Annotated in this window: 21 protein-coding genes; 8 read left to right on the top strand and 13 right to left on the bottom strand. The window is 69.2% G+C overall.

The genetic code is table 11. The features are described from left to right. Positions 1-19 precede the first annotated feature (19 nt). Both PBV52_RS28285 and PBV52_RS28280 read right to left on the bottom strand, forming a co-directional pair. Positions 20-1,915, bottom strand: coding sequence for a hypothetical protein (locus tag PBV52_RS28285; protein ID WP_274242029.1), 1,896 nt, complete (start codon positions 1,913-1,915; stop codon positions 20-22). A 123-nt stretch (positions 1,916-2,038) separates the two neighbouring features. Then, the gene (locus tag PBV52_RS28280) at positions 2,039-2,332 is read right to left on the bottom strand and encodes a hypothetical protein (protein ID WP_373922029.1); all 294 of its coding nucleotides are present in this window, start codon (positions 2,330-2,332) and stop codon (positions 2,039-2,041) included. A 420-nt stretch (positions 2,333-2,752) separates the two neighbouring features. Between PBV52_RS28280 and PBV52_RS28275 the strand changes: the two genes are divergently transcribed. The 3 genes from PBV52_RS28275 to PBV52_RS28265 all read left to right on the top strand — a co-directional run bounded on the left by PBV52_RS28275 (position 2,753) and on the right by PBV52_RS28265 (position 5,781). Next, complete coding sequence (locus PBV52_RS28275; RefSeq protein WP_274242028.1) at positions 2,753-3,211, top strand: nucleoside deaminase; 459 nt, start codon at positions 2,753-2,755, stop codon at positions 3,209-3,211. 7 nt (positions 3,212-3,218) lie between these two features. After that, positions 3,219-4,187, top strand: coding sequence for an isopenicillin N synthase family dioxygenase (locus PBV52_RS28270; RefSeq protein ID WP_373921914.1), 969 nt, complete (start codon positions 3,219-3,221; stop codon positions 4,185-4,187). Between the two features lie 214 nt (positions 4,188-4,401). Continuing rightward, on the top strand, positions 4,402-5,781 hold the full coding sequence (locus tag PBV52_RS28265) for a condensation domain-containing protein (RefSeq protein WP_274242026.1): 1,380 nt from the start codon (positions 4,402-4,404) through the stop codon (positions 5,779-5,781). 105 nt (positions 5,782-5,886) lie between these two features. Here PBV52_RS28265 and PBV52_RS28260 read toward each other — a convergent pair whose 3' ends face one another. The 10 genes from PBV52_RS28260 to hemL form a co-directional block, all read right to left on the bottom strand. Next, complete coding sequence (locus PBV52_RS28260; RefSeq protein ID WP_274242025.1) at positions 5,887-6,291, bottom strand: SRPBCC domain-containing protein; 405 nt, start codon at positions 6,289-6,291, stop codon at positions 5,887-5,889. 38 nt (positions 6,292-6,329) lie between these two features. Continuing rightward, positions 6,330-7,265 (bottom strand): CU044_5270 family protein, encoded by a 936-nt coding sequence (locus PBV52_RS28255; RefSeq protein WP_373921913.1) that lies wholly within the window; start codon positions 7,263-7,265, stop codon positions 6,330-6,332. Then, on the bottom strand, positions 7,262-7,855 hold the full coding sequence (locus tag PBV52_RS28250) for an RNA polymerase sigma factor (RefSeq protein WP_274249635.1): 594 nt from the start codon (positions 7,853-7,855) through the stop codon (positions 7,262-7,264). Before PBV52_RS28250 ends, PBV52_RS28255 begins: the two co-directional genes overlap by 4 nt. Before the next feature lie 100 nt (positions 7,856-7,955). Next, positions 7,956-9,056 carry a c-type cytochrome biogenesis protein CcsB gene (gene ccsB, locus PBV52_RS28245; protein ID WP_274242023.1) on the bottom strand — a complete coding sequence of 367 codons (1,101 nt, stop codon included), beginning with the start codon at positions 9,054-9,056 and terminating at the stop codon, positions 7,956-7,958. 187 nt (positions 9,057-9,243) lie between these two features. Beyond that, on the bottom strand, positions 9,244-10,974 hold the full coding sequence (locus PBV52_RS28240) for a cytochrome c biogenesis protein ResB (protein ID WP_274242022.1): 1,731 nt from the start codon (positions 10,972-10,974) through the stop codon (positions 9,244-9,246). Positions 10,975-10,977: 3 nt separating this feature from the next. Then, positions 10,978-11,754, bottom strand: coding sequence for a cytochrome c biogenesis CcdA family protein (locus PBV52_RS28235; protein WP_274242021.1), 777 nt, complete (start codon positions 11,752-11,754; stop codon positions 10,978-10,980). 1 nt (position 11,755) lies between these two features. Then, the gene (locus PBV52_RS28230) at positions 11,756-12,373 is read right to left on the bottom strand and encodes a TlpA disulfide reductase family protein (RefSeq protein ID WP_274242020.1); all 618 of its coding nucleotides are present in this window, start codon (positions 12,371-12,373) and stop codon (positions 11,756-11,758) included. Positions 12,374-12,439: 66 nt separating this feature from the next. Continuing rightward, on the bottom strand, positions 12,440-13,729 hold the full coding sequence (locus PBV52_RS28225) for a hypothetical protein (RefSeq protein ID WP_274242018.1): 1,290 nt from the start codon (positions 13,727-13,729) through the stop codon (positions 12,440-12,442). Positions 13,730-13,870: 141 nt separating this feature from the next. Next, positions 13,871-14,569 carry a histidine phosphatase family protein gene (locus PBV52_RS28220; protein WP_274242017.1) on the bottom strand — a complete coding sequence of 233 codons (699 nt, stop codon included), beginning with the start codon at positions 14,567-14,569 and terminating at the stop codon, positions 13,871-13,873. Further along, the gene (hemL, locus tag PBV52_RS28215; protein WP_274242015.1) at positions 14,566-15,900 is read right to left on the bottom strand and encodes a glutamate-1-semialdehyde 2,1-aminomutase; all 1,335 of its coding nucleotides are present in this window, start codon (positions 15,898-15,900) and stop codon (positions 14,566-14,568) included. The genes PBV52_RS28220 and hemL overlap by 4 nt, the downstream gene beginning before the upstream one ends. Positions 15,901-16,525: 625 nt before the next feature. Here hemL and PBV52_RS28210 point away from each other — a divergent pair. Beyond that, on the top strand, positions 16,526-16,963 hold the full coding sequence (locus PBV52_RS28210; protein ID WP_003974483.1) for a hypothetical protein: 438 nt from the start codon (positions 16,526-16,528) through the stop codon (positions 16,961-16,963). A gap of 67 nt (positions 16,964-17,030) precedes the next feature. Here the strand turns inward: PBV52_RS28210 and PBV52_RS28205 are convergent, their stop codons facing one another. Beyond that, a complete protein-coding gene (locus PBV52_RS28205) occupies positions 17,031-18,368 on the bottom strand; it encodes a site-specific integrase (RefSeq protein ID WP_274249633.1) in 1,338 nt (445 codons plus the stop codon). A 659-nt stretch (positions 18,369-19,027) separates the two neighbouring features. Here PBV52_RS28205 and PBV52_RS28200 point away from each other — a divergent pair. From PBV52_RS28200 to PBV52_RS28185, 4 genes are all read left to right on the top strand, one after another. Beyond that, the gene (locus PBV52_RS28200) at positions 19,028-19,261 is read left to right on the top strand and encodes an AlpA family transcriptional regulator (protein WP_274242009.1); all 234 of its coding nucleotides are present in this window, start codon (positions 19,028-19,030) and stop codon (positions 19,259-19,261) included. A gap of 679 nt (positions 19,262-19,940) precedes the next feature. Then, entirely contained in the window at positions 19,941-21,110 is a 1,170-nt protein-coding gene (locus tag PBV52_RS28195) for a DUF3631 domain-containing protein (RefSeq protein WP_274242008.1), read from the top strand. Between the two features lie 463 nt (positions 21,111-21,573). Continuing rightward, positions 21,574-21,915 carry a plasmid mobilization relaxosome protein MobC gene (locus PBV52_RS28190; protein ID WP_274242007.1) on the top strand — a complete coding sequence of 114 codons (342 nt, stop codon included), beginning with the start codon at positions 21,574-21,576 and terminating at the stop codon, positions 21,913-21,915. After that, the gene (locus PBV52_RS28185; protein WP_274242006.1) at positions 21,912-23,624 is read left to right on the top strand and encodes a relaxase/mobilization nuclease domain-containing protein; all 1,713 of its coding nucleotides are present in this window, start codon (positions 21,912-21,914) and stop codon (positions 23,622-23,624) included. The genes PBV52_RS28190 and PBV52_RS28185 overlap by 4 nt, the downstream gene beginning before the upstream one ends. The last annotated feature ends 268 nt before the right edge of the window (positions 23,625-23,892 follow it).

The following is a 23,892-nucleotide window of genomic DNA, read 5'->3' as shown; positions in this document are numbered from 1 at the left end:
ACACCGGCTTCGGCAACCCCTACGCCTCTTCCTCCAGCACCGGTTTGCGCACCACGATGGGTGGGATCGGGCGGGTTCCGGGGATGTTGATGCGGATGCGAGTGGTGAGGGTGGAAGGCGTAGCGGCAGGCGGGGCGGACAGGCCGCGCCGGGGGTGCTCGAACCACCGCATGTGGCCCCAGCGGCCGAGTGGATCGCCGTCCGCGTCCGTGCCCCCTGTCAAGGCGGAGGCGACGCGCACGAAGGCTGCCTCCTGGCGCATTCCGGCCGCGGCCAGGTGCCGCACCACGCCCCCGACGTCGCTCAGCGGCCTGGAGCACGCGCCCTTGAGGATCACGACCGTGTCCGCGCTGCCCACCCGCACCGGGGACAGCAGAAGCGGAAGCCGTTCGATGTCGCGCAGGCGTCCGGCTTCCAGCAGTGCCTGGTTGGTCAGGTGCGAGAGACCGGCCGCCCGCAGCGCTGCGACCACGTCCAGGAAGGGACCTGTCGCACGGGTGGCGCCGATGGCCGACACCACCACACGTGCGTCGTCCGAAGAAAGCCGGGACAGGACGTCGACGAGTGTGTGAGCAGGGCGTCCCGTGCCGGCCTCGACCAGGATGTGCGCGGCCGCCACGGGCGCATTCATCGCACGCAACGACTCGAGCGCGGTCAGGAACCGACTCGGCTCGGTGCCCTGGGCCAGCACGCGCGACACGGTCCGAGGGATTGGTCTCCGCTCCTTCACGGCGTCCAGGATCTCGCCGACGAGTGGATCGTGGACGTACTCGCCCCGGGAGTCGGCCACGGAGTTGTCCGGCGAGTTGTCCACCGGGTCCGCCCTGTCGTACGGGGCGCTGTCCGCCGAGTTGTCCACGCCGGGATGAGGAACGTCGTCGCCGGTCACGGGGTTGTCCGGGCTGGACAACCCGTCCGGCTCGTCCTGTAGTTCCTCCGCGAGCTGTTCCAGGCGTTCGGCGCCGACGTCCAGGATCCGCGAGGCTTTCATCAGGGCTACGTCGATGTCGTCGGGCGCGAGGGGAGCGGACGCCGGCGCCGGCACGGGCGGGTCCGCCTCGGGCAGTTCGTCCGTCTCGGCGGAGAGCCCCTCGTGCGTGCCGCGCAGCCGCGCGAGTTCCTCGGTGAGCCGGCGTACCTGCTCGGCCGACTGCTCCGCGAGCCGGTCGGCCTTCTCCCGCTCGGCGCGGGCCCTGACGAGCTCGGTTTCCGCATGGGTGCGCTGGGCTTCGCTGTGGTGCAGCCGTTTGCGGACTTCGTCGAGCGCGTCCTGGGCCGCCGGGCGGGCGGGCGCGCGGTCTCGTTGTGCGGTCAGCGTGGCGATGTCCCGATGCAGTTTGTCGACGAGGGCGAGCAGGATCAGCACCATCTGGTTGGCGTCGTTGCGCGCCTTCTCCAGTTCGGCGGCCCGCTCCAGCGCGCGCAGCAGTTGGTCCGAGAGTTCCAACGACTGCCTCTGCACGCCGACGAGTTCGGCCGTCACGGCGGCGGCCCTGCTTTCCCCGGTGGCCCCGGCGCCCGTCCGTGACCGCTTCGCACCGCGCGGCTCGGTCCCCGACCGCTTGGCGCGCTCCGCCGCGTCGAAGAGCGGCCGTGCGCGGTCCGTCCGCCGTTTGCGCTCCACCAGGTCACGGGAGCAGACATCGGCCACCGCTTCGACGAAGTCCCACTGCAGATTCACACCGGCCAGGCGGCCGGCGACGGTGGACCGGCCAGGCACGACCTTGCTGTTGAAGTGATCGGGGGTCAACTTCCCCACCAGATCGTCAAGTCGCAGGCCGGCATCGTCCAGCCACTCCCGCAGGAGCCCCGCCAGCTCGTCCGCCTCGCTCGAACTTCCGCGGGTCTGCGCCCATGGGCGCGTCCGGCGGCCCTTGCCCGCGCCCTTGTCCGGGTCGCCTATCTGTCCACTCACCGCGCTGACGACCCCGTACTTGTCCGCACTTGTACACAGGACTTCCTGGACTAGTGGAGCCGGGAGTAGTCGATCAGCACGCTGAATGTGTCGCTCGACAGCCCGTCCGCAGCCGACCACGGCTCATACGACGGCGATCCCACGATCCGGAGGAGTCCCCCCATGACAGGCCAACTCAATCACGTGCTGTCCCTCCTTGCACACGGACTGCTCACAGAGCTCCCCGCTCAGCTCGCGACGGCGGCAGTCATGGCCGCCGCGACCGCCGCGTGGCGGTACACGAAACGCCGGAGTGCCGCCGGGGAACGGGATTCGGGCCGCCGCCGGCAGCTCCCCCAGCAGATGCGGATCGCCGATCTCCAGCCCGAGCAGCGACTCGATCCGCTCCAGCCGCCGGTAGAGCGACTGCCGGCCGATGTGGAGCAGGGCGACGGTACGGGTGGGTGATCCCGGCGAGGCGTTCCCGGTCGGCGTGGCCCCGGGAGTGCCGGCACGTCCCCCGGGAAGGCGGCCCGCAGCCCGCCCGGCCCGGGGGGGGAGCCCGCCAGGGCCGCCGTACGGTCGTCGCCCCGTGGCCGTGTGACGGAACCCCGGCGGGCCTCGTCGATCACCGCCGCCTGCATGTGCGGCAGGGAGCGGCCGACCTCCACCGGGAGGCCGGCGGGAACTCCACCGCGAGGCCGGCGGCCCGGACCGGGTCGAGGGTCAGGACCTCGCGGAGGGGGAGTGCGGGCACGGGGACCTCCAGGGCGCTGACAGTTCGTCCGCGGGCGGCCGCCGGGGAGAGTACTTTCCGCACGTTGCCCTTCGTGTTCCGCCCACAGGAGAGTGAGAGGCATGCAGCTCTTGGACCAGGCGACCGCCCGTACGTGGCTCGCCACCGCCGTCGAGGAGGCCCGCGCCGGGCTCGGCGAAGGCGGCATCCCGATCGGGGCCGCGCTCTACGGGGCCGACGGGGCGCTGCTCGGGCGTGGGCACAACCGGCGGGTCCAGGACGGCGACCCGTCCATGCACGCGGAGACGGCCGCTTTCCGGGCGGCGGGACGGCAGCGGTCGTATCGCGGCACGACCATGGTGACCACGCTCTCACCCTGCTGGTACTGCTCCGGCCTGGTCCGGCAGTTCGGGATCTCCCGGGTGGTGATCGGCGAGGCGGTCACCTTTCACGGCGGGCACGACTGGCTGGCCGAGCACGGTGTGGAGATCGTGCTCCTGGACGATTCCGGGTGCATCGGCATGATGCGCGACTTCATCAAGAACCATCCGGCACTGTGGAACGAGGACATCGGTGAGTAAGCCACGCATGCCACACATGCCACGCATCCCCACGATCGACCTCAAGCCCTGGCTCGAAGGTGACGGCCAGGCGCGCAGGACGATCGCCCGTACCGTCGACGAGGCCCTGCGGACCGCCGGGTTCCTCCTGGTCACCGGGCACGGGGTGGACCCGGCGCTGCGCGCGCGGATCCGGGCGGCGGCCCGTACCTTCTTCGTGCTCCCCGTCGAGGTCAAGCAGCGTTACGAGGCGAAGGTCGGCGGGCGCGGCTGGCTCGGGCCGGGCGCGGAGGCCAACGGGTACGCGGAGGGCACCGAGACCCCGCCGGACCTCAAGGAGTCGCTGACGTTCGCGACCCACGAGCCCTTCGACGACCCCGTCGTCAACGCCGAGTGGTACGCGCCCAACGTGTGGCCCGCGGAGGTGCCCGAACTCCGGTCGCTGTGCGAGGAGTACCTGGAGCGCATGGGCGAGCTGGAGAAGCAGCTCCTCTCGCTGCTCGGCGAGGCCCTCGGCCTCGAACCCGACTTCTTCTCACGGCACATGGACCATCCGACGTACGGCTTCAACATCAACTGGTATCCGGGTACGGAGGTCATCGGGGAGCCGGCGCCGGGCCAGTTCCGTATCGGGCCGCACACCGACTTCGGGACGGTGACGATCCTCGACCGGCAGGCGGGTAAGGGCGGGCTGCAGGTCTACACGGACGAGGGCGGATGGGAGGACGCGCCGTACGACCCGGACGCCTTCACGATCAACATCGGTGATCTGATGGCGCGTTGGACCGGTGACCGCTGGCGGTCGGGCCGCCACCGGGTGCTGCCGCCGCCCGCCGACACTCCCGCCGAGGAGCTGATGTCCCTCGTCTACTTCGGGGAGTGCACGCCCGGAACGCTCGTCGAGTCCGTCCCGGCACCGGTGGGGCGAGTGGCCTACGAGCCCGTCGACTCGCATGTGTATCTGCGGGAGAAGCTGGACTCGATCACGGTCGACTGACCGCCGTCGCCGGGTCGCCGTCGCCTGGCCGCCGTCGCCTGGCCGCCGTCGCCGGGTCGCCGTCGCCTGGCCGCCGTCGCCGGGTCGCCGTCGCCTGGCCGCCGTCGCCGGGTCGCCGTCGGCTGATCGCGGCGGCCGTTTCTGAGTAAGGGTTGCCTCGTTGGGCGAGATACCACCCGTTTGGGTGTGTCCTCCGCCCCGAATGGAGCCGCCTGTGCGAATGACTGACATCCAGCGCTGCGAGGTCCGGCCCGGACGGCTCGTCGAATGGACGCTCAGTCCGGCGACGGTGGCGACGGCGACGGGCCTGCCGGCGGACTCCAGGCCGCCGGCGTACGTCCAGGAGTCCCATCTCAAAACCGTCCACTCCGTGTGTGAGGACGGCCTGTTCCTGCCGACCTGGCTCGGCACGGCGTTCGACGTCCCGGGCCGGGTCGATCTCGACGCGCTGCAGGAGGCGCTGCACGGCTGGACGCTCCGGCACGAGACGCTGCGCAGCGGCTTCCGCTGGACCGACGGCGACATGCACCGGTTCACGGTCGACGCCGAGACCGTGTCGCTCCTGCGCGAGGTGGTCGGCGACTTCCCCGACGCGGCGGAGCTGGTCCAGTACCTCCAGGACCGCTTCGACGCCGCGGCGTACGCACTCCGCTGGCCGAACTTCATCTACGCGGCCGTTGTCCGGGACGACTGCACCAGCGTGTACATGGCTTTCGATCACAGCAACGTCGACGGCTACTCCATCATGCGCATCCCCGCCGAGATCCACGATCTCTACGCGGCAGCCGTCGAGGGCCGCCCTGTGCAGGAGCCGCCGGTCGCCAGTTACGTCGACTTCTGCGAGATCGAGCGGGAGAAGGCGGATCGGATCGCCGACGACCACGTGATCGTCGCTCGCTGGCGGGAGTTCATCGACCGCTGCGAGGGACAGCTGCCGAACTTCCCCGTCGAGCTCGGCATCGATCCCGGCGGCCTGCACACCCAGAAACTCATGCGCGAGATGATCGTGGACGCCGACGCCGCCGCGGCATTCGAGGCGTACTGCCGTCCCTACGGCGGAAGCCTGGTCGGGGTTCTGGCCGCCACCGGCCTTGTCGTGCACGAGATCGGCGGAGCGCCCGTCTACCGCACGGTCGTGCCGTTCCACACCCGGGACCGGGCCGAGTGGTCGGACTCCGTGGGCTGGTTCGTGGGCGCCGCGCCGATCGAGATTCCCGTGGCCTCCGTACCCGACTTCACCAGCGCCCTGAAAGCGGTGCGCGCCGAGTTGCGGACCAACCGGCCGCTGGCCCGCATCCCTCTCGCCCGGGTCCTGGACCTGCTCGGCTCGGACTTCCGCCCGACGTCGCCCGACCTGTACTCGGTCGTCTCGTTCCTCGACGCCCGGGACGTCCCCGGCTCGGCGCGGTGGACCGATCTGAAGGTGTACGGACTGGGCAGGGTGGCGTACGGCGACAAGGTGTACGTGTGGTTCAACCGGCTCCACGAGGGCCTGTGGTTCACGTGCCGCTACCCGGACACCGACATCGCGTACAAGAACATGCGGCTGTATGTGGAGCGGCTTCGGGACATCATCATGTCGACAGTCTCGTAACCCAACGGACGGGGGGGGAAGGTGCGGGTGGTCAGACGGCCGCACGGGCACGGAGCCCTCTTCGCCGGACGACGTCGTAGCCGGTCAGGAGGCGCTGTGTAGAGGTCACGCGCCCGCTTCGAGTACGTCGATCAACCGCTCGAAGCGCGCTCGCCACCGTGGTTCCGACTCCACCCCGCCCTGGAACTCATGGGTGAAGCGCAGGGCGCTGCCCTGGTCGCCGTCCCGCTCCAGATGGAACCTGATCCGGCCGCCGCCCTCCAGCGTGTACTCGGCGACCCGCTCCACGTCCCACGCGGTGACCCGCCCGGAGCCGAGGTCACGCAGCGTGACCGCACCGCCGAGGCGGGGTTCCAGGACGTCGGCGGCGGTGAACCAGGCCGCGAGCCCCTCCGGCGTACTCAGCGCCGTCCAGACCGTCTCCATCGGCCGGGGAAGCCGCACCAGGAAGTGCAGGATGTGCGTGTTCCCGTGGGTCTGGCTGATGCCCTGTTCTACGGAACCGGTCATGACACCAGCCTGACCCCGCCGGGGACGATATGCACCCCTTACGGGCGCTGACCTGCCTTGTCGACGACCGTGCGCTCCAGGATCGCGGCACGGCCGGTGATGTCGCCCTTCTTGAAGCCCCAGGGCAGGTCCTCGACGGCCACCTCGCGTTCGCCCAGGAACTCCTTGGTCTTCTTGTCGAAGATCAGCTCGAAGCGCTGCCCGCGGTCCACCCTGGCGACCGCGACGCCGTGTCGGCCGGCCGCGTCCACGGCGTCGTCGATCACGAAGACCCCGGAGATCCTGGCGGCGGCCCGGTAGAGGGCAGCGGCCTGCGGGGGCGGCATCAGGGACTCGCGGACGAGGTCGCCGACGAGGACGAAGTTGGCCTCGTCCTTGCTGTTGCTGCCCTCGCTGACCCTGTTCAGCCAGGCGTACATCTTCTCGGGGTCGGTCGGCAGGGTCTGGAGGTGGCGGTAGTTGGTGTTGGACGGGATGCCGGCGAGCTCCGCGTCCAGAGGCTCGTCGTCGAAGCCCTGGTAGGGCTCGTCCAGCAGGCCCTTCCGGCGGCCGTCCACCGACTTCCACACCTCGCGCTCGTGGATCGGCTGGAGCTTCGCGGGCTCGTCGTTCGTCTGCGTGGTCCAGCCGACTTTGCTCTTGATGTACACGAACTGGTCGTCCCGGATGTCGGCTGGTGCCTTCGCGTGCTCGGCGGCGAGCGCGATGTCCTCCAGCAGCCGGGCGGCGTCGTTCGTCCCGGCTCGCTTGTCCGGCGTCGCGGCCCGCTCCGCCTGCCCGGACGGGACGGTGAGCGTGACGGTGACGGCGGTGACGGCCGCGACGGCGCCCACGACCAGTGCGGTGCGCAGAAAGCGCCTGCGCACGGGGGCTTCGGACGGTTCCTGCCGGATCTCGGTCATCAGGTGCTCCTTGAGGAGTCGGTGACGGCCCGGCGGAAGGTCTCTCTCCGGAAGCTCCGGGAGCTGGTTCATCGGCTTCCCTCCCTCAGGGGCCCGACCGCGGTGGTGCGGTCACCTCTCATCTGTCCGCGCCGCTCGGGTGGTTCCATGTGTTTCGCGAGTTTCGTCCGCGCCCGCGACAGCCGTGACCGTACGGTCCCCACCGGCACCCCCAGGGCGTCCGCCGCCGCCCGGTAGTCCAGCCCCGACCACACGCACAGCGCCAGCACCTCGCGCTCGGCCCGTCTCAGCCTGGCCAACGCGGTCCGCACGACGGCCAGTTGCGCGGCGTCGTCGATACGGTCCGCGACCTCGTCGGCGAAGTCCCGTACGGTCTCGTCGCGCGGCAGGCGGGCGACCGCGGCCTCATGCCGTCGGGCCGCGCGACGGGTGTTGCGCGTGACGTTGGTGGCGATGCCGAGCAGCCAGGGGCGCGGCGAGCCGCCCTCCTCGTCGAGCCTCTCGCGCAGCCGCCAGGCCTCCAGGAAGGTCAGCGAGACGACGTCCTCGGCCGTCGACCACTCCCCCGTGAGCCGGAAGGCATGGTTGTAGACGGAGCGTGCGTACGCGTCGAAGAGCTCACCGAAAGCGTTGTGGTCCCCCGCGCGGATGCGTTTCCGCAGATTCGTATCCACATCCTGCTACCTGTCCGCACGGCGAAGGCCGGTTCCCATGACCTGAGTCACAGGAACCGGCCTTCAACGTAACGGGCCTGTAGGTGAGTTACACCCCGGCGTACGAGTGCTTGCCGGAGACGAAGATGTTGACGCCGTAGTAGTTGAACAGCCAGCAGCCGAAGGCGATCAGAGCCAGGTAGGCGGCCTTGCGGCCCTTCCAGCCGGCCGTGGCACGGGCGTGCAGGTAGCAGGCGTAGGCGACCCAGGTGATGAAGGACCAGGTCTCCTTGGGGTCCCAGCCCCAGTAGCGGCCCCAGGCGTCACCCGCCCAGATGGCGCCCGCGATGATCGTGAACGTCCACAGCGGGAAGACGGCGGCGTTGACCCGGTAGGAGAACTTGTCGAGGGACGCCGAGGCGGGCAGCCGGTCGAGGACGGAGTTCGCGAAGCGGCCGGGGGTGCCGCCGTTCGCCAGCTTGTTCTCGTAACTGTCCTTGAAGAGGTAGAGCAGCGTGGAGACCGCGCCCACGTAGAACACCGCGCCGCAGAAGATCGCCGTGGAGACGTGGATGTACAGCCAGTACGAGTGGAGGGCGGGAACCAACTGGTCGCTGGCGGTGTACAAGACAGTGACGGCGAGGCCGAGATCGAGGAGGACCGTGGTGATCAGGAACAGCCCGAGCCAGCGCACGTTCTTCTTCAGCGCGAGCAGCCCGAGGTACACGCCGACGGCGACCGTGGAGAAGGTGATGTTGAACTCGTACATGTTGCCCCACGGCGCCCGCTGCACCGACAGAGCCCGCGCGAGCACACCGCCGAACTCGACCAGGAAGGCGAGGACGGTGAGGGAGATGGCGATACGCCCGTAGAGGTCGCCCTGCGCGTCCCCGCCGTGCGCCCCGGGCCCGTCCGGCACGTCCCGCTGACCGGCGGTGGCCCGCACGACGACCTTCGGCCGCTCCAGTACGGCGGTGGAGCCGCTCTGCTTCACGGTGACGGCGGGCGCGTCGGCCTTCTTGGCCTTCGCCGGGGTGAGCGCGGCGGCCGTACGGCCGACCTTGCTGCGGCTGCCGAGGAGCCATTCGGCGATGTACGCGAAGAAGGCCAGGGTGTAGACGGCCATCGACGAGTAGATCAGCGTGTTGCTGATGCTCGCGAGGTTTTCGTTGGTGGCGGCGGCCAGATCGGTTGCGGCGGCGAGAGTCACCTCAGCACTCCTTCGGGTGAATATCCCGGCGACTTGCGGTCGGGCGGTGAGGTCTGCGAGAAGAGTTGCGGTCGTGTTACCGGGCTGGTTTCAACCCGGCTGGCGTTGATCGTGGAAGACCCGGAGGGCCGCTGGTCCGCCGGGCGGCGAGAGCCAGGAATCTCCCTTGTTCCGCACGGGAGAGGATTCAATTCTCAGCCCCTTCGGCAGATGCGGCGTCGGAGTCGGACACACCGTCCGGCTCCGCCCCCGTGCCGTCGGGTGCCCCCGGCGCCTGCTCGTACAGGATCCCGGCGAGGTCGCCGAGTTCCTCGGGCACCTTGGCGGACTCGCTGCGGCCGAGGCCGGCCATCTCGACGACCGTGACGCCGTCACTGCCGGTGGTGGCCCGCACCCACACGCGGCGGCGCTGGATGAACAGGGAGGCGGCGAGGCCGAAGATCGCGGCGACGGAACCGGCGAGCGCCCAGCCGCTGCCGGGCTGGCGGGCGACCTGGAAGCCGGCCCACTCCTTGACCTCCTTCTCGAAGGTGATCGAGCCGGCGCCGTTCGGGAGCTTCATGGTCTCGCCGGGCTTCAGGTTCTCCCTGAGCTGCGCGCCCTTGGAGTCCTTGAACCCCTTCAGGTTCTTCTTGTTCAGCTGGTACACGCTCTGTGGGAGGCCCGAGTTGACACCGAGGTCGCCGTGGTAGGCCTCCAGGTTCAGCACCGGGTTGAGCAGTGCCGGGAACTGCGAGACCACCGCGGTGCCCGAGCCGCCGTACGACGGCAGGAAGAAGGCCTGGAAGCCGAGCTGGTCCCACTTGCCCTTGGCGTCGCGGTAGCCGTCCATGACCTTGATGGCGCCGGTGGAGGTGACGTTGCCGTCCAGGGGAAGGAGGGGCACGGCGTCCTGGTAGACGACGTCGCCCTTGCCGTCGCGGACCGTGATGACGGGGGCGTAGCCGTGGCTGACGAGGTAGACCTTCGAGTCGCCGATCTCCAGCGGCTCGTTGACCTTGACGGTGGTCTTCTTGTCCTTGCCGTAGGCGCCGATGCTGTAGGTGAGGTCGGCTTCGTAGGTGCGCGGGGTGCCGCGGTTGGGGCCGGTCGTCTCGTAGGTGCCCTTGAAGTTCTTCAGGGTGAAGCTGAAGGGGTCGAGGTCGTCCTGGCTGAAGAGGCTGCCGGACTTGAAGTCGTCGTACTGGGTGAGGGTGTTGGAGAAGCCGTCGCCCTCGACGATCAGCTTGTTGCCCTCGGACTTGAACAGCTGGCCCCAGGCGAAGGCGATCAGCATCACGATCAGCGCGATGTGGAAGGCGAGGTTGCCGACCTCGCGCAGATAGCCCTTCTCGGCGGCGACGGCGTCGCCGGACAGATGGGCGCGGAAGCGGCGCTTCTTCAGCAGGGCGAGCGCGGCCGCGCGGACCTGCTCGGGCTCGGCCTCGGTGCGCCAGGTGGTGTAGGCGGGCAGCCGGGTCAGGCGCCTCGGGGCACCCGGCGGACGGCCGCGCAGCTGGCCGACGAACTGCCAGGTGCGCGGGACGATGCAGCCGATGAGGGAGACGAACAGCAGGATGTAGATCGCGGAGAACCACACCGAGCTGTAGACGTGGAAGAGGCCGAGCTTGTCGTAGATCGGCGCGAGCGTCTCGTGCGCCTTGCGGAACTCGGCGACCTTCGTCTCGTCGATGCCGGTCTGCGGGATGAGCGAGCCGGGGATCGCGCCGAGCGACAGCAGCAGGAGCAGCAGCAGCGCGACCCGCATCGAGGTGAGCTGCCGCCAGAACCAGCGGGCCCAGCCGATGACGCCGAGGGAGGGGAGATGGGAGATCTCCTCGGTGGGGGCGGTGGAGAGCTGGGAGCCGGCGGCGCCCAGGTCCTGGTCCTCGGCAGGCCCCGGGGTGTTGTCGGGCGCGCTGGTCTTGGTGTTGCTCATGGATCAGATCCCCACAGTGAAGCCGTCGGACCAGACCTGCATCTCCTGCACGATGCGGTCCCACGCGCCGGTCAGCAGCAGCACACCGGTCACGATCATCATGGTGCCGCCGATGCGCATCACCCAGACATAGTGGCGCTTGACCCAGGCGAAGGCGCCGAGCGCCTTACGGAAGGCGACCGCGGCGAGCACGAAAGGCAGGCCGAGGCCGAGGCAGTAGGCGACGGTCAGTATGGCGCCGCGTCCGGCGCTGGCCTCGTTGAAGGCGAGCGTCTGCACAGAGGACAGGGTCGGGCCGATGCAGGGCGCCCAGCCGATGCCGAACAGCGCGCCGAGCACCGGGGCGCCGGCCAGCCCGGTGGCCGGCTTGGTGTGGAAGCGGAACTCCCGCTGGCTGAGCCAGGGCATCAGGCCCATGAAGAAGAAGCCCATGAGGATCATGAGCACGCCCAGGATCTTCGTCAGGACGTCCTTGTTCTCCTGCAGGGTCGAGCCCCAGTAGCCGAACAGGGCCCCGCCGGAGACGAACACCGCGGTGAAGCCGAGCACGAAGAGGGAGGCACCGGCGACCATGCGGCCACGCCGGGCCTCGGCCAGGTCGGTGCCGCTGACTCCGGTGACGTAGGAGAGGTAACCGGGGACGAGCGGCAGGACGCACGGGGAGAAGAAGGAGACGAGGCCGCCGAGCATCGCGATGGGCAGCGCGAGCAGCAGAGCACCGCTGAGCACCGTCTCGTTGCGGCCCACCACGGCCTCGGCGAGCGTGGACACTGCGGTCACGTCACTTCTCCGCGAGGACGGGCTTGATCATGCCGCGCAGCGTGTCCTCGCTGAGCGGCTGGAGCGCACGCACCGCGATCCTGCCCTGGCGGTCGAGGACCAGCGTGGACGGGATCAGCTGCGGGTTGAGCGTGCCCTTCTTGAAGCGGAGCATCTGCTTGCCCGTGGGGTCGTACAGGCTCGGGTAGGTGACCCCGAACTCCTTCTCGAAGGCCTTCGCGGGGGTGGTGCTGGTGTCCCGGGTGTTGAGGCCGACGAACTCGACGCCCTGGTCCTTGAGGTCCTCGTAGACGGTCTGGAAGTTCTTCGCCTCGGCCCGGCAGGGCGGGCACCACGATCCCCATACGTTGATGACGAGGATCTTGCCCTTGTAGTCGGCGGTGGTGAGCTGCTTGCCGTCGATGGTCTCGCCGGACAGTGCCGGCGCCGGCGTCCGCGCGCTCTTGGCGACCGTGTCGATGCCGTTGTTGCCGGTGACGAAGTTGGTGTCACCGCCGCCACCCGACGTACCGCCGGAACTGCACGCGGACAGGGTCAGCGCGGCGGCCACGGCTGTCGCGGTGAGCAGGACGGCACGGCTGCGGTTCGAGCGCAGGGGGGCACGGCTGGCGGCACTCATGTGAAAAGTTTCGCATGCCCGTTCTGGGGATCTTGCGCACCCCCCTCCCGGACGTAGACCCGCATTTCAGGCGGCGTTCGAGGTGCTCTGCGGGGATCCCGTGGAGCTGCCCTTCAGGAAGCTCTTCCAGCCGCCGACGGGCTCCTGCCCGACGTCGAGCGTCCGCAGCTGCGCGAGCACCTCCGGCTTCTGTACGTCCATCCAGTCCACGAACTGCCGGAAGGAGACCAGTCGTATGTCCTCGCCCTTCTCCTTCTCCCGCGCGATGTGCTTCAGCGCCTCCTCGACGGCGTCCATGTAGATGCCGCCGTTCCACTGCTCGAAGTGGTTGCCGACGAAGAAGGGGGCCCGGTTTGTCTCGTATGCCCGCTTGAATCCCTGGATATACGCCTGTGCCGACTGCTTCCGCCAGGCCGGGTAGTTGTAGCTGGGCGCGTTCGTCGAGTTGACCGACTGATTGGCAAGCATGTTGTAGTCCATGGAAAGGACCTCGAACGAGCGGCCGGGGAAAGGTATCTGCTGCAACGGCAGGTCCCACAGCCCCTGCTTCTTCTGCGGCCACACCTGGCGGCCGCCCGGCGAGGAGGCGTCGTAGCGCCAGCCCAGCTCGCGGGCGGTGGGCAGCAGGTTGTCCTGGCCGAGCAGGCACGGCGTACGGCCGCCGACGAGTTCCTTGTCGTAGTCGAACGGCAGGGACGGCAGGTCGGTCCACCCGCTGTTGGTCCGCCACTCCTTCACGAAGGCCTTCGCCTGCTCGATCTCGCTGCGCCACTGCTGCGGGGTCCAGTTGCCGACGGTGCCGGTGCCGGCGCAGAAGTGGCCGTTGAAGTGGGTGCCTATCTCGTGCCCTTCGAGCCAGGCGCGGCGGACGCCGGCGAGCGTCGCCTTGACGTGCTCGTCGGTGAGGTAGCCGATGTCGGAGGCGCCGCGCGGGTTGTTCGGGGGCTCGTAGAGCCGCTTCTTCGACTCGGGCAGGAGGTAGAGCCCCGAGAGGAAGAAGGTCATGTGCGCGCCGTGTTCCTTGGCGAGGTCGAGGAAGCGCGGGAAGAGGCCGTTGCCCACCTCGCCGGCGCCGTCCCAGGAGAAGATGACGAACTGCGGCGGGGTCTCACCGGGTTCGAGGGGCTTCGGCGCGCCGGGCTGGTTCGGCTGCTTGCCGGTGTACGAGGTGGAGCCGTCGCCGATGGGACGCGCGCGGTTGGCCTGGGTGCCGGGCTTGTTGTCCGAGTCGTTTCCGGAACCTCCAACGTCGTTCGACCCGTCTGACGGCGTGAGGGTGCCGCATCCCGCGAGTCCGAGGGCGGCGGCCGCTCCGGCTCCGAGCCCGAGAAGTCCCCTTCGGTTGAAGTCGCGCATTCCATTCCCGTCCGTCGCATCCTCTGGTGGTCACCCAGTCAGAGGGCGCGACGAACAGGGAGGTTCCGTCTAATCGCACACGTTTCGGAACAAATGCAACAGGACTGTCACAGCGCCCCAAACGGACGTTGTCGGACGTTGCTATGCGCCGAAGGCCTTGTCCTTCCCCTTCACCGGCTTGGCACCTGCGCGCAGATGGGCGGGGACGAGGTCGATGGCGGGCTCGGAGTAACCGACGGACACGATCTTGTCGCCCTGGTACGTGAAGCTCGTCACCGAGGCGAGCGTGCACTGCCGCTTGCGCGGGTCGTGCCACAGGCGCCGCTTCTCCACGTAACTCCGCACGATCCAGATCGGCAGCTGATGACTGACCAGCACGGCCTCGTGCCCGCGCGCGGCGTCCTTGGCGGCGTCGAGCGCGCCCATCATGCGGATGACCTGCTCGACGTACGGCTCACCCCAGGACGGCTTGAAGGGGTTGACGAGATGCTTCCAGTTCTCCGGCTTCTTGAGGGCCCCGTCCCCGACCCCGAATGTCTTGCCCTGGAAGACGTTGTCGGCCTCGATGAGCCGCGCGTCGGTCGCGAGGTCGAGCCCGTGCGCCTTGGCGATCGGCGTCGCGGTCTCCTGCGCCCGCTCCAGCGGGGAGGCGCAGACGTACGTGACGTCGCGGGAGGCCAGGTGCTCGGCGACCCGGTCGGCCATCTGCCGTCCGAGCTCGGACAGGTGATACCCGGCGAGACGGCCGTAGAGGATCCCGTCCGGGTTGGCGACTTCGCCGTGCCGCATGAGGTGGACGACGGTGACGTCGCTGCTGTTGGTCATGGCGTTGTCGGTCATGCCGCCGTGGCCTCCGCCGCCGCTCGGGCCGCCGCCGGGAGGGCGTCGGCGATCCGCTGGACGGCCTGCTCGTCGTGCGCCGTGGAAACGAACCAGGACTCGAAGGACGAGGGCGGCAGATAGACGCCCTGCGCCAGCATCGAGTGGAAGAAGGCGGTGAAGCGGAAGGATTCCTGCCGCTTGGCGTCCTCGTAGTTGCGCACGTCCCGGTCCGTGAAGAAGACGGAGAACATGTTGGAGGCGGTCTGCAGCCGGTGCGCGACGCCTTCCTTGGCGAGGGCCTCGGTGACGAGGGACTGGATCTGCGCGGAGACGGCGTCGATGGTGTCGTACGCGGCCTCGTCGAGGAGCCGCAGCTGGGCGAGGCCGGCGGCGGTGGCTACCGGGTTCCCGGAGAGGGTGCCGGCCTGGTAGACGGGCCCGGCGGGCGCGAGGTGGGCCATCACATCGGCGCGACCACCGAAGGCGGCGGCCGGGAAGCCGCCCCCCATCACCTTGCCGAAGGTCATGAGGTCGGGCTTGACCCCGTCGATGCCGTACCACCCGGCGCGACTGGTCCTGAACCCTGTCATGACCTCGTCGGAGATGTAGAGGGCGCCGTTCTTCTGGCAGGCGTCCTTCAGTCCCTGGTTGAAACCGGGGCGGGGCGGGACGACGCCCATGTTGCCGGGCGAGGCCTCGGTGATCACGCAGGCGATCTCACCGGGGTAGCGGTGGAAGGCCTCGTGTACGGATTCGAGGTCGTTGTAGGGGAGGACGATGGTGTCGCCGGCCTGGGCGCCGGTGACGCCGGGGGTGTCGGGCAGGGCGAAGGTGGCGACCCCCGACCCGGCGGCGGCGAGCAGCGAGTCGACGTGCCCGTGATAACACCCGGCGAACTTGATCACCTTGGACCGCCGGGTGAACCCGCGGGCGAGCCGGATGGCGGACATGGTGGCCTCGGTACCGCTGGAGACGAGCCGCACCTGCTCGAGCGGTTCGATCCGGTCGACCATCTCCTCGGCGAGCGCGACCTCGCCCTCACCGGGCGTACCGAAGGAGGTGCCGCGGGAGACGGCGTCCTGGACGGCGGCGATGACGTCCGGGTGGGAGTGCCCGAGGATCATGGGCCCCCAGGAGCAGACCAGGTCGACGTACTCGCGCCCGTCGGCGTCGGTCAGGTACGGACCCGTGCCGGACACCATGAACCGGGGCGTACCGCCCACGGCCCGGAAGGCGCGCACCGGGGAGTTCACGCCGCCCGGCGTGACGGCGGCCGCACGGTCGAACAGAGCCTGCGAGGCAGGCGCATCGTATGGATAGGGCGTTCCTGAAGAGGGCGCTTCGCTCATGACCTGCGACTACTCCGACCTTCTGTGACCTACTCCGATGATCTCGGACTCCGGTTGCCAGTGACCTCCTCAGGGTAGGCCAGGGGGCGGCGGGGGCAGCGGGGCGCTGCTCGACTCGACCGGGCGGGACCAGCGTCGGTGACCTCCCCATCCCTCCCCCGTCTCCGCTCCCCTCCCTCCCCTCCGCTCCCCCCATCACGCCCCCTCGCCCCCGAGCACCCCCCGCCACCTCCCCGCGATCTGCGAGACTGGACGTGATACACACAGCTCATGCGGGGCGTGATGGTCGGGGACTGAAAAGATCCTGCGGACAGGTGTTTCAACGCACGTTTCGGCGGGCGGCCGTGGGGGAGGTCACTGACACGATGATCGGGTTGCGCGGCAGGCGTCACGCGTCCTAGAAAAGCAGTCGGGTGGAGATATGCATCGCGGTGGCGGACTGGGCGAGGGGACTGATGACCTGGGTCCTCGACGTGCCCGGCGGGGAAGGCACCGGCGCGACGCGGAGGATTCGAACGAAGCACGTCACGGACACGTAGTACCAGATATGCCGGGTGTACCGAACGAGTCAGAGCGGGCCGACCGTCACATTGATCGGCTGAGGGCGAGCAGGAATGGTGGTCGGGTGGGGGTGACGTACAAGTACTTCGGCGCGCCCGACGGTGCGACCGCGGCCCGCGTCCCGATCTCGATGCGCCCCGAGGAACTCGGCGGCGACGAACTCGGCATGAACGGCATGTTCACCAAGATCAAGCCGGAGACGATGGCCGCGATGGTCCTGACGGGCATCGAGGGCGTCCCGCTGCACAAGGTGCCCCCGCTGGAGCTGGTGGTCCTGCATCCCGACTACGCGGTGGTCAAGCTGCCGATGACGGTGGTCGATCCGCTGCGGGGTATAGGAGAGGAAGCGGTCGGCGCGGCCGCTTTCATCTGGTCCACGGTGCCGGACCGGGGTGGGCCTCGGGATGCGTTCAATGTGTACCAACTGCTGCACGAGTGGCAGGACTTCAGCCACCGGTTGCATGAGGCGGGGCATCAGCCGTATTGCTTGGTGTGGCCCTGACCTGGTGTTTCGGTGGTTTCGGGCGGGGTCTTCGGGCCTCGCCCTTTTTGGTGCCGGGGAGGGGCCGTCAGGCGGCCAGGGCACATTGAGGGCACATTGGTTTTGCTGGGGGTGCTGATGTGCCCTGGGCTGCGGGTGGGTCGTCGTTGCCTTCCGCCTCGGCTTCCGTTTCCGTGAAGGCGTCGTCGATCGCCTTGCGGGTGCGGGTCTCGCTGGACGGCAGCAGGTGCGTGTACGTCCGCAGCGTGAAGCCCGGGTCCGAGTGGCCGAGGTACTCGGAGAGCGCCTTGATGCTTTCCCCCGCGTCCAGGAGTACGGACGCGTAGGCGTGCCGGAGGGCGTGCATCCCGTCTTCCGGGGCCGCCTGGAGGTAGCGCGCGCCGCGCTCGCGGGGAGGTATGACGCCGGCGGCGGCAAGGGCGCGCTTCCAGGCGCCCATGTTGAACACGCTGCGGTTGTAGGCCCGCTTCTTCTCGTCGACGAAGAGAAGGCGGAAGGTCTTCGGCTCGCCATCTGGCTTGGCCCAGGGCAGGGTGACCTCGACCGGCGGGAACTCCTTCATGTGAGCCTTGAGGGCCGAGGCCAGCTGAGCCGACAGGGGCACTGACCGGATCCTGTTGCCCTTGGGCAGGGCGAAGACAGGCTTCGTGCCGACGAGCCGTACCTGGCGGTTGACGTGGATCCAACCGCCTTTGAAGTCGATGTCCTCGACGGCGAAGCCGAACACCTCGCCCTGCCGCAGACCGCAGCCGAAGGCGAGTCTGCCGCCGCCCTGGAAGCGCTTTGGAAGTGCGGCGATGACCGCACGGACGCGCTCCAGCGACCAAGGGATGATCTTCTTCTTGGTCGCGGTCGGCAGCTTGACCGACTTCGCCTTGCAGGGGTTCTTCGGCAGCAGCCCGTCCTCCACAGCCGTGCCGAGGATGCTGGAGAGGATGTCGAAGATGCCCTCGATCGTTGACACCTCAAGGCCAGCGTCCTGGAGGGTGCGGATCCAACCCTGTATGATCGAGGGCTGGTTGAGGGACCGCAGCTCGCGCCGGCCGAGGTGCTCGACGATGTGGTTGCGGACGGTCGCCTCGTAGCGGAGCGCGGTCGTCGGGCCGACGGAGTTCGCGTCGAGCCACTTCTGCGCGTAGGCGCTGAGCGTCTGCTTTGTCTCGGCCGGGACGACGTAGGAGCCGCGTCGGATCTCGACGTCGACCTCGGCGGCGCGGTTGTCCGCCTCGGCCTTCGTGTGGAAATTCTCCTTGCGCTGATGGCCATCCAGGTCGCGATAACGGACCTGCCAGCGCTTGCCGATGCCGTGGTCGGCGGTGGGAACCATCCGCTTCGTACGGCTCTTGTGTTCGCCGCACTCGGCCTCGGCAGGCTTGGGGTGGGACTTGTGCCAGCGGTCGTACACGTCAGCCAAGAAGGGCCTCCTGGATGGGGTTTGGGGACGGGGGGTGGCGTGGGTCGCAGCGGCGCGCGTCAGCCGCGGGAGCAGTAGGGCTGCGGGAGGGGCGGCGAGCTGGTGCTGGGGCAGGTCAGCACAAGGCGTGGGTGCTTGACGGCGTGGAGGCCAGCGGGGCCTATTTCGACAGGTCGGTTGGGCATGACAAATAGCTGTAACTTGCAGTCGACCGTCACGGCAAGAGTTAGTTCTTAAACTCTCCAAAAGTCGCCCGGAGGCGAAGTGGTGTTCGTCTCGTCGAATTCCGGCACATCACGAGCCGTTTCAGCGGGGAGGTTGTGCTACCTTCCCTCCGCGTCAAAGAATTGGGCGATTTGAGCACCTATTGGATGAGGTGTCCGGCGGGCTGGCCGCGTCACTTCTGACTGCTGTACGCCGCCTCTGAGCTGCTGGGGTACCGGATTCCGGCACCTCGGCCGGTTGCTTCGCCGCAGAAAATTTCGGCTTCCGCGGGAGCGATTTCGGCAACCGGCGATCCGCCCTTACTGTTTTGGTCTTCCCCGGCGACGCCGAGGGAAGTAACCGGGGGTTTCAGAATTCACTCTGGACGCTTCCCAGGCGGTGTGGCCGTGTTGCCCACGCCTGCCATCCAAAACCCTGATGCCGATATGGAGACCTCATTGCCGAACCACTCCCCGCGCCTTGCCGGCGCCCAGCGTGACCAGCTCGCCACTCCCGCCGACGTGGCCGCGTACCTCGGGGTACCGGTCAAGACCCTCTACCAGTGGAAGTACCGGGGCATCGGCCCCAGCGTCCACAAGGTCGGCCGCCACCTGCGCTACCGCTGGCGGGAGGTGGACGCGTGGCTGGATGCCCAGACGTCGTACGACCTCACGGCCTGACCCCGCGTCTGGCGCGGACAACGAAGCGGTCCCCGGCGCGCCAGCGCCGAGGGCCGAAGACTTCCCAACTGATCGCGCATCCCTGAACGAATGACCTGGTGAGGGGCGGGACCTTGCCCGTCCTGCCTCTCACCGGAGAGGAACGCCTATGGAGGACCCTACGTCCCCCAGCTCCACGAACACCTCCCCGACCGACTGGCCCACTCCCGCGGTCCCCGGCGAGGGCGTCCCCCGGCGCCGCAGGGATCAGGCGGAGACACGGTCCCCGGCGTCGGGGACCGTCGAGTACTCGGCGGATGCGGAAGCACACGGGGACCGTCCCCAGCCGTCTCCTGATACCGCTGCTGGGGACCGTCCCCGCGATGTGCCCGCTGCTCGGTCCCCGCACGTCCCGGTCCCCGTATCAACATCCGGCGCAAACCCGCAGGTCAGCGGCACCATAATGGGGACCGGTCCCCAAGAGGCTGCAGTTGCACCTGGGGACCGCAATGGGGACGGTGATCACGGTCCCCGCCAGTCGCTGGGGACTGACAACCCTGTGGCGGGAGCCGGCCAGCAGGAGGGGACCGGTCCCGTCGACGCACGGGGACCGGATCACGGGACCGGCTCCCGGCCTCCTGGGGGACCGGCAGCCCGTGGGGAACGGGGTTCCGGTGACGGTGCGGAACTGCTGGATGAGTTGCGGTCGGCGATCGGCAAGTACGTGGTGCTGCCCAGTGAAGAGGCGCTGACAGCGGTAACCCTGTGGGTGGCGGCCACGCACATCCAGACCGCTCTGCAGCACGCGCCGCGTCTGGCGGTCGTCGGCCCGACGAAGGGCTGCGGCAAGTCCCGGGTACTGGACGTGCTCCACGAGACCGTGCACCAGCCGATCATGACGGTGAACATGTCCACGGCGGTGCTGTTCCGCGTCATCGGCAAGAACCCGCGCACGATCCTGGTGGACGAGGCCGACACCATCTTCAGCAAGGCCGGCGAGAACGAGGAACTGCGCGGCCTGCTGAACGCCGGACACCAGCGCAACCGGCCCGCCTGGCGCATCTCCGGGCCGGAGCACAAGCCGACCCCGTATCCGACCTTCGCCATGGCCGCGCTGGCCTCGATCGGCGACCTACCCGACACGATCACCGACCGGGCGGTCGTGCTCCGCATGCAAAAGCGCAAGCCGGGCGAGAAGGTGACCCCGTTCCGCTCGCGCTACGCCACACCGGAACTGAACGCGCTGCGGGACAAGCTGGCCGCCTGGCTGGGCCCGCTGCGCGGCACAGCCGGCCGCATGGCGCCGACGATGCCGGTGGAGGACCGGGCGGCGGACACCTGGGAGCCGCTGGTCATCATCGCTGACCTGGCCGGCGGCCACTGGCCAGCCAGCGCCCGTGCGGCCTGTGTGGCGATGACCCGCTTCGAGGCCGTCCAGGACGAGCAGACCAACCTGAAGACGCGGCTGCTGCGCGACATCCACCACGTCTTCGAGGCACACGGCAACCCCGAAGCCCTGTCCTCCCTGGATCTGGTCACCGCCCTGCTCCAGGACCCCGACGCCCCCTGGGCAGAGCACGGCACCAACGGGCTCAACGCCTACCACCTGGGCAGAATGCTCCGGGACTTCGACATCCGCCCGGCCAACTACCGGTTCGACAAGGGCAGGCAGGCCAAGGGGTACGCCCGCAACCGGTTCCTCGACAGCTGGGCCCGCCACTGCCCCGACCTCACCGAGACGGCGCCCGCACCCGCGCACGACGCCACGCCCGCGTACCGGGCGGCTCAGGGCAAGCCGCCCGCCGCCCCGGCAGGCCAGCTGCCCATCGGCCCGCCCGGCGGCACCGCCGGCCCCAAACGCGCCCGCTGACCCGCCTCCCCCTCGGTCCGTATCACTGCGTCGCATCCGTCCCCGCGCAGGTCAGCGCGGGGACGGATGTCCTCACCGGGACGGACACCTCCGTACCTGCCCGAGCGTCCGTACCTGTGCTGACCAGGCATGGGACGGATGCGACGCACGTGACACGCCTCCCGCCCCCTCAGCACCGGAGCACCGGAGCACCACCATGCACGAACTGCCCACAGCTCAGGAGCAGATGCACACCACCTCAGCCCCAGACAGCGCAGCAAGTTGTCCCGGGAGCAATGCTCCCGGGATTCCCGCCCCAGGGGTGGCGGGAACAGCCCAGCGCCAGGGGGCACCGGAGCCTCAGGCTGCGACCGAGGGCGGACCGCAGCAGGGAGGGGAACGGCCGACCGAGTCCGTCTCGAAGAGACGTCAGCGCGCTCGTCAGCCGAATTCACGCAAGCGTCTGCACCAGCCCAGCTGCCGCATGAACGACACCGAGTTCCAGCGCTTCACCGACGCCGCCGCCCACTGCCACATGTCCAATGCCGCCTTCCTCGCCTATGCCGTCGACAAGGCCGCCCGCGACCTGAACCGCACCGCCGCCGAGATCGCCACCGAACGGCACGTCATCGACGAGCTGTTCGCCGCCCGCCGGCACCTCGGCCGCATCCACGGCCTGTTCAACCAGATCACCAGGGCCCTCAACTCCGGCGCCGACGCACCCCATCTGGACACGGGTGCCAAGGCCGTGCGCAGCGCTGCCCGCCGTATGGAGGATGCCGTCGATGCCCTGCTCGCCCACCGCGATGGCGGTGCCGCTGAGTGATCCCTAGCATCCACGACCGCGGCAGCGAGACGATCGGGCTCATCAACTACCTCTACGGCCCCGGTACCGCAGAGGAGCACATCGACCCGCACCTGGTAGCCACCTTCGACCCGCTCACCCCCGACCCCGGCCGCGACCCGAAGGCTAGCTATGAGCAGCTTCAGCGCCTGCTCGACCAGCCCGTCAACGCCCTGCCCGTCGGCAAGCGCCCCGAGAAACACGTGTGGCACCTGTCCGTGCGGGCCGCCCCGGAGGACCCGACCTTGTCCGACGAGGACTGGGCGGCCATCGCCCGCCGCATGGTCGCCGCCACCGGCATCGCCCCCGACGGCGACGAGCAAGCCTGCCGGTGGGCAGCCGTCCGGCACGCCGACGACCACATCCACATCATCGCAACCCTGGTCCGGGACGACGGCCGTCGGCCCCGCCTGCACAACGAGGCCCGTCGCGCCCAGGCCGAATGCCGCCTCATCGAAGTCGACTACAACCTGCGCCGCGTCGCGCCCGGCGACGGCACCGCCGCCAAGCCACCCACCAGCCCCGAACGGCACAAGGCCGAACGCGAGAGCCGGGACCGCACCGCACGCGAGGAACTGCGCGAGACCGTGCGTCGCGCGGTCGCTGGCGCCACCTCCACGGACGAGTTCCTCGGCCGCCTCAAGGACGCCGGACTTCTCGTACGCACCAAGGTGCTGCCCTCCGGCGAGCTGCAGGGCTACAAGGTCGCCCTGCCCGACGACCGCAACGGGGACAAGGAGCCGGTCTACTACGCCGGATCCACACTCGCCCCCGACCTGTCTCTGCCCCGCATCCGCAAACGCTTCTCCGGCAACACCCCGAGCCCGAACGCAGATACGCCCTCCGTCGAAGCACCGAGTGGGCCGGCCACAGCGCGGCGCCGGACGGCCACGGCCGCATGGCAGGCGCTATTGGTCATCGATCACGGCGAGGACGCCCAGGTCGCCGCGCACATGGCTGCCGCCGGGGAGGTCCTAGACGCGCTCGCCAAGACCTCCGCCGCCCACACCCGTGCCGAACTGCGTGAGGCGGCCTTCGTGTTCGAGCGGGCCACCCGCTCCCACGTTCAGGCCGAGCTCGGGCACGACCGCGCCCTGCATCAGGCTGCGCGCGATCTCGTGTGCAGCGGGCCCGCACTCGGCCGCGGGGAAGACGGTGCCGCCACCGCGATGGCGATCGACATGCTGTTCTTCCTCGTGACCGCCGCCGCCCACTGGCATGCGAAGAAGGACCATGCCCAGCAGGCCGCTGCCGCCCGCCAGGCCGCCGAGCACCTGCGCGCCGCCTACCGGACCGCCGCCGACATCCCGCTGGGGATCCTGTATCAGCGGGGCCGATGCCTGTCTCAGCCGTTGCGGCACAAGCAGGTTAGCCATCTGCGTCAGGCAGTACCGGAACTCGCGGAACGGATCCTGGCCGAACCGGGTTGGTACGCGCTCGCAGCCACCCTCTCAGACACGGAGACTGCCGGATATGACCCGACCCATCTTCTGGTCGAGGCTGCCAGACAGAAGGAGTTGCAGACGGCGGACTCAGTCAGCGATGTGCTGGTGTGGCGACTGCGCCGCATGGCCGCCCTGTCCGCCGACGCGACCCTGATGTCCGAACCCACCACCGCCGCGGCCAAGGGCAACGGTCGCGCTGCCCGGCCTTCGGCGAGCCGTAACAATCAAGCCCGCAGGGCCCGATGATTCGGCGCTTACACCGAGCCCCTCTGCCAAGGCAGAGGGGCCAGGAGCAGAGAGACCTGGGGCTTGGCAAACATCTCTCCCAGGTTGGCGTCCACGAGCCGCAGACCATCGCCAGGACGTTGCCAGTGCAGATCGCCTCCTGTTTGACGACGTTGTGCTAACCGGCAACTAAAGCAGGTGGCTCCACCGCTCGCCCCTCAGATCCTTACGGGGGTAGTCGACACCCAAGTCGGCCTTGGTCAAGAGCCGTTCAGTCAGGGCATCCGAC

The sequence above is a fragment of the Streptomyces sp. T12 genome, from assembly GCF_028736035.1.
Classification (GTDB): Bacteria; Actinomycetota; Actinomycetes; order Streptomycetales; family Streptomycetaceae; genus Streptomyces.
This window is presented reverse-complemented; position numbering and strand designations above follow the sequence as displayed.